The sequence below is a fragment of the Caulobacter sp. S45 genome (genome assembly GCF_903642205.1).
Taxonomy (GTDB): Bacteria; Pseudomonadota; Alphaproteobacteria; order Caulobacterales; family Caulobacteraceae; genus CAHJWH01.
In genome coordinates this window covers 1-5,758 of sequence record NZ_CAHJWH010000180.1, presented here as the reverse complement: position 1 = coordinate 5,758, position 5,758 = coordinate 1, and the positions used below count along the sequence as shown (strand labels likewise).

The following is a 5,758-nucleotide window of genomic DNA, read 5'->3' as shown; positions in this document are numbered from 1 at the left end:
GGGGGGGGGGGCTGCGCCGCCGATTCGCGTCGGCCCCCACAGTCGGCTCCGCCGACAGCTCCCCCAGAGAGGGAGCATCTGGGACGCTGTCGTTGAGGAGTCAGGGTCAACCGCCGCTGGTATAAGCCGCGCGGAAGGTCAGGTCCCGCTGGGCCACAGGCTGCACGCGCAGCCCCGACTCGAAGTCGCGGAAGATCGTCGCCAGCTCGTCGACCGAAACGGTGAAGGTGCGCGCAGCCGGAAAGCGATACTGCCAGAAGCTGACCATGTGATCCACCGCGGCCAGTTCCTCGCCGAGCTTGCTGAAGCGGGCTGGAGCCTGGAGCAGGAAGTCGCGAAAGCCCCAGCCGTCGCCCTGTTTGATCAGACCGTTGTAGGCGATGTCGTACAGACACAGAGTATGGCTCACGCTGCGGATGCCGGCGGCCGTGGCGCGCTGCAGGTTCGTGCGCGCACCATCGACGTACTCGTGTAAGTCGTTGTCGCCTCGCTTGTAGGGGCGGATCGTCGCCAGCTCCGTGCTCACCCGGTCGATGCCCGGCTTCAAGTGGATCAGCCTCCACTTGTAATAGAGGAAGGCCTTCCAGCAGAAGACGCCCTCAGCGAACTGCTCGGTGTCCAGGTGCAGCACCTGTCGCAGCGGGGCCAGGGCGCTGTCGCCCGAATTGGACAGGATTTTGCGGGCCAGCGTGCCGCTGGCGCCCAGGCTGTTGGAGAAGGCGATGTCCACCAGGGGCTGGATTTCCGCCTGAGCGAAGCTCAGCATGCGCGCCGTGTCAGCCTGGGAGACGTTGAAGTAGCAGGGCGCGGGATCGAGTCCGCGCCGCCGCATCTGCTCCCGCAGCAGGAACGGGTCGAAGGAGGGGACATCGTCCAGGAACCGCAGCAGCTGGAGGTCGCGGGCGTCGGGGTCGGCGAGGGCGAACTCCGCCTCCAGGACCTGCTCATAATCACGCTGGCCGATGAAGAAGTACTTGGCGCCGGCGCGCAGGTTGTCGTGGTCGATGGGCAGCAGCACCTTGGTAGCGGAGGTCCTCACATGGTCGAAGGCCTCCAGTTCGTTCCTGCGCAGGTGGTGCTTGACCACAATGGCGCGATTGAGCTTCGGGTGCAGGAAGAAGGGGCGTGTCGCGAGTTCGGGATCGGCCCAATGGTGAATGGCGCTGTGGCGCAGGTTCAGGACACGCGCCGTGGAGGCTGTGGTGTCCAGGAGCGCCAGGTTGCGGAACCCGGGATCGTTCATCGCGGACAGCCGGTCATTGCGGCATCAGACGGCAAAGGCGTTGAAACGTGGTTAGCGGCGGCCAGGCGGCGGTCTCCGCCCGAGCTTTAGGGAGCGCGATCAGATCTCTTCGCGTTCGCGCTGGGAGAGCAGCCGCCAGCCGCCGGGCTTGAGCACCTCCAACGGATTGAAGCGGGCCTTGTAGGCCATCTTCACGCTGCCGGAGACCCAGTAGCCAAGGTAGACGAAGGCCAGGTCGGCGGCCTGGGCCTGGCGTAGGTGGTCAAGGATTACGAAGGAGCCGAGGCTGCGGCGCGTCGGGGCGGGGTCGTAGAAGCTGTACACCAGCGACAGCCCGTCGTGCAGGATGTCAACCAGCACACAGGCGATCAGGTCACCAGGCCCACGATCCTCCGACGGGGTGCGGTACTCGATCAGGTGGGTGCGGACTGCGGTGTCCTCGACCATGGCCACGTAGTCGGGCCAGGTCATGTCGGCCATGCCGCCGGAAGCGTGGCGAGCGCTGAGATATCGGCGCAGGAGGTCGAACTGCTCCATGGTGGCTTCGGCCTCCACGAGATGGCCTTCGAGGTCCTCGTTGCGGTCCAGCACCCGTCGTTCGGAGCGGCCGAGCGGATAGCCTTTGACGGGGATGCGGGCGGAGACGCAGGCGTCGCAGCCGTCGCAGGCGGGCCGGTAGGCGATGTTCTGGGAGCGGCGGAAGCCCACCTGGGTCAGGCTGTCGTTCACCGATGGCCCCTCGCTCAGCGGCAGGTGGGCGAACACCTTCCGCTCGTCGCGGCCGGGCAGGTAGGGACAGGGGGACGGCGCGGTCAGGAAGAAGCGGAGCTGGCGCGTCGCGAAGTGCTGGGTCACGGACGGGCGGGCGCTTCGGGGCGGCGGACAGACTCTCGCATGACCTCGATTTGGGACCAGCCAGCCCTTCCCCGCAAGGGGGCTGTCGCGGCCAAGATCGGGATCACGGCTGGTCGGGCGGCAGCACCGGCTTCTCGCGCAGCAGGGTGATTGCAATGCGGCGATTGCCGGGCAAGGTGGGATCGTCAGGGTAGAGCGGATCGGAGTTGGCCTTGCCCGACACCTGGTAGATGCGGTCAGCCTCCACGCCCGCCTCCTGCAGGACGCTGCGCGCGGCGTTTGCGCGTGCCGCCGACAGCGCCCAGTCGTCGCCGCCTGCCCCGGCGCCCACCACCGCGCTGGTGTGGCCGGAGACGGTGATGCGGTTGTGCAGCTGGCGCACCACCTGCGACACAGCGCGCAGCAGCAGCCGCGCCCGGTCGTTCGGCTTGGCCGAGCCCTGGTCGAACATGGAGCGGCCCTCCTGGTCCACCAGCTGGATGCGCAGACCCTCGGGCGTCACGTCCACAATCACCTGCTTGGACAGCTCCGCGAGCTCCGGCATGTCCTGCAGCGCCTGGCGCAGGCTCTCCGCGGCGCTCTTGAACTCGTCGGCTTCCGCCTTCGCCTGGGCCGCCTGAGCAGCGGCGTCGGCGGCACCGCCGGCGCCTGGTTTGGCGGCCTTGTCCGTCTGGGTCGACGGCGTCTCCGGCTGGGCGGGAGAGGGAGTGGCGCTGGAGCCGTCCGTCTTGGCCCCGCTGTCGCTGAGCCCCGTGCCGGCCAGGATGCCGCCTGAGCCGCTCGTGGTTTGGGATACGCTTGCGGGCGCGAAGTAGTCGGCGATGCCGCGCTTCTGCTCGGGGCTGGTGGTGTTGATCAGCCACATGAGCAGGAAGAAGGCCATCATGGCCGTGACGAAGTCGGCGTAGGCGACCTTCCAGGCCCCGCCGTGATGGCCGCCGTGGCCACCCTTCTTCACCTTCTTGATGATGATGGTCGGGGCGTTGTCGCCGTAAGCCATCGCTTAACCCTGAGCGCGCATTCACCTTGACCTAAGGGGCGCGCCTTAAGATCGGGTTGCGCCTAGCGGGGGCGAGGTCAGGCCAGCCAGAGACGGCGGAGCCCGTCTTCCACCTCGGACGGGCTCTCGAGGCGGCAGAGCGCGGCCTTGGCGCCGCGCCGCGCGTGGGCGTCCGCGGGCCAGGGCGCCTGCTCCACGTACCAGCCGAGGTGCTTGCGGAAGGTTCGCAGGCCCAGATGGTCGCCGTAGAAGCGGAGCGCCTCGCCCATGTGATCGAGCACCAGCGCCAGCCGCGCCTCCCGGTCCGGCTCGGCCGCCGCGCCGCCTTCAAGCTCCGCCGCCACGGCCGCCGCCCTCCACGGCGCGCCATAGAGGCCCCGGCCGATCATCACCGCGTCCGCGCCGGACAGCGCCAGCGCGCGACGAGCGCTGTCGGCGTCGACGATGTCGCCGTTCACGATCACCGGAAGTCCCGTGGCGGCCTTCACCGCCGCCACCGCGGCCCAGTCCGCCGAGCCTTTGTAGAACTGGCAGCGGGTGCGGCCGTGAACGGTGATGGCTCGTACCCCGATCTCTTCGGCGCGCGCGGCCAACTCGGGGGCGTTCTGGGAGGCCGTGTCCCAGCCCAGCCGCATCTTCAGCGTCACCGGTCGGTCGGTCGCCTCGACCGCGGCCGAGATCAGCCGGCTGGCCTGATCCAGGTCGCGCATGAGGGCGGAGCCGGCCAGGGCGCCGGTCACCTCCCGGGCCGGGCAGCCCATGTTCAGGTCGATGACGTCCGCGCCTGCAGCTTCCGCCAGCCGCGCGCCCTGCGCCAGCCACCGCGCCTCCCGCCCTACCAGCTGGACGACCGTGAGGGGAAGGTCGTCGGCCAGCGCCGCCCTGCGCACGACATCCGGCCGTCCTCCGGCCAGCTCCGCGCAGGCGACCATCTCGGTCGCCACATAGGCCGCGCCGACCCGGGACAGGGTGCGCCGGAAAGGCAGGTCGGTGATCCCGGTCATGGGCGCGGCGAGGACGCGGGAGCCGATCGTCACGCCGCCTATGCGCAGCGAAGCCGAGGGGGATGCTCCGACGTGCTCGCCGGAACGGCTCGGCGGGGTGGCGAGGGCGGCCGCTGTCAAGCGACTGTCCTGGACATCATCCGCCGCGCGCGTGCGGGCCGCCTTCGACGTTCGGCGCCGCTTCTCCACCGCCCGTATCGGGCGCGCCGCCCGGGGGGGCGACGCCCGGAGGCGCCGGAGCGGCCGGTTGGGGGATCGAGGCTCCGGTCGAGCCGCTGAGATCGCTCGTCTCGCCCGCGCTGTCGGTGCTCGTATAGGGGCCGGTCGGCGCAGCGGCGGGACCGGAGGCGCCGGTGTTCATGCTGGCGCTCGGAGGCCGCTTGGCGAGAGGTCGGGTGGCCTTGCCGGGCGAGGCAGCGGTCTGCGACTGCATTTCGGCGCTCATCGCGCCGGAGGTGTCCGCCGATTGCGCATACGCACTACCGGCAAGCGCCGCGACAGCGATCAGCGTCAGGGTGAAGGGGGCTGAGGTCGGCATTGGCGTGATCCCAGGTGATGCGTGGGTCAACGGACCGAAGAGAGCTTGTATCCGCCTCAACGCAAACAAGCCCGGCCGTGAAGCCGGGCTTGTTCGATTGTTCAGCCGCTGGATGGCGGGCGAAGAGCTATTGCGCGGTGTTGGCCGCGGCGTCTTCGCTCTTGGTGGCCTTCTTGTGGTGCTTGACCACCTTGTGGTGCTTCACCACCGTCTTGCCGGCCTTGTCAGTGTCGGCGGTCATGGTGTCGGTGGTGGTGGTCTTGGCCACCGTGTGCGACGGCGTGGCGGCGGGCGCCTGAGCGAAGGCGGCGGGGGCGACCAGCAGGGACGCGGCGACCAGGCCGGCGGCGACGATGATACGAGCAGCCATGAATCAAGCTCCTTATCTTGCTCTCGCCGGAGCGGCCCCGGCGGCCCAGGCGGTTTCGCCCGGCTGGCGTGACTATCGCCGCCTCCTCCGACGCCGCCATGGCCGATCGCCTACAACGCTGTAAGCGATGTTAATTCCGCCGGGCCGAACCACCGGCGGCCTGGGTGCGGAGCTGGCGGATCAGCACGTCGATGTTCCCGTTGGCATTGGCCAGGGTGGAGGTAAAGTCCTGCTGCTCCACCACTGCCAGCCAGACGCCCTGGGCCTGCACGTCCACGATCTTCCAGCCCTGCGGCCCCTGCAGAACCCGCCAGTTCACCACCGGCTCGCCCTTGAAGTCGCCGCCGGTGACCACGCTGGAGACCACCACGTCGCCGGGCGCATGCACCAGCGAGCCTGTCACCTGCAGTCGCTCGCCGTGGTAGTCGCCGAGCCGGCTCTCGTACACGCTGTCGGCGTACTGGCGGAACACCTCGGCGAACTGCCGGTACTGGGCCGGGCTCACTTGGCGACGATAGCGGCCAAGCACGAAGCCGGTGATCCGGGGAACGTCGGCAGTCTGGTTCACGAAACCGTAGAAGGCCGCCTTCTTGGCCGCCAGACTCAGGCTGTGATCGTTGAGGATGGCGATGCCCTTCGACGCCTCGCTCTGCACGAAGGCCTCGGCGCTGGCATCGCCGTGGCTGCGCGCGGCCTGGGCGGCGGCCGGCGCGACGGCGAGGCCGAGCGGAGCGGCCAGGGCGAGGGC

At 69.4% G+C, this 5,758-nt stretch carries 7 protein-coding genes; all 7 read right to left on the bottom strand.

The window, feature by feature from the left end; translation table 11 throughout:
* Positions 1 to 106: 106 nt before the first annotated feature.
* On the bottom strand, positions 107 to 1,243 hold the full coding sequence (locus HUV06_RS14245) for a hypothetical protein (RefSeq protein WP_174301915.1): 1,137 nt from the start codon (positions 1,241 to 1,243) through the stop codon (positions 107 to 109).
* 99 nt (positions 1,244 to 1,342) lie between these two features.
* Positions 1,343 to 2,098: an arginyltransferase gene (locus HUV06_RS14240; protein ID WP_174301914.1), complete on the bottom strand. Its 756-nt coding sequence runs from the start codon at positions 2,096 to 2,098 to the stop codon at positions 1,343 to 1,345.
* A 103-nt stretch (positions 2,099 to 2,201) separates the two neighbouring features.
* A complete protein-coding gene (locus HUV06_RS14235; RefSeq protein WP_174301913.1) occupies positions 2,202 to 3,098 on the bottom strand; it encodes a flagellar motor protein MotB in 897 nt (298 codons plus the stop codon).
* A 77-nt stretch (positions 3,099 to 3,175) separates the two neighbouring features.
* Entirely contained in the window at positions 3,176 to 4,150 is a 975-nt protein-coding gene (gene dusB, locus HUV06_RS14230; RefSeq protein ID WP_256430084.1) for a tRNA dihydrouridine synthase DusB, read from the bottom strand.
* An 88-nt stretch (positions 4,151 to 4,238) separates the two neighbouring features.
* Complete coding sequence (locus HUV06_RS14225) at positions 4,239 to 4,640, bottom strand: hypothetical protein (protein WP_174301912.1); 402 nt, start codon at positions 4,638 to 4,640, stop codon at positions 4,239 to 4,241.
* A gap of 127 nt (positions 4,641 to 4,767) precedes the next feature.
* Positions 4,768 to 5,010: a hypothetical protein gene (locus HUV06_RS14220; protein ID WP_174301911.1), complete on the bottom strand. Its 243-nt coding sequence runs from the start codon at positions 5,008 to 5,010 to the stop codon at positions 4,768 to 4,770.
* A gap of 130 nt (positions 5,011 to 5,140) precedes the next feature.
* The coding region (locus HUV06_RS14215) for a phospholipid-binding protein MlaC (RefSeq protein ID WP_174301910.1) at positions 5,141 to 5,758 on the bottom strand (618 nt) is incomplete at its 5' end.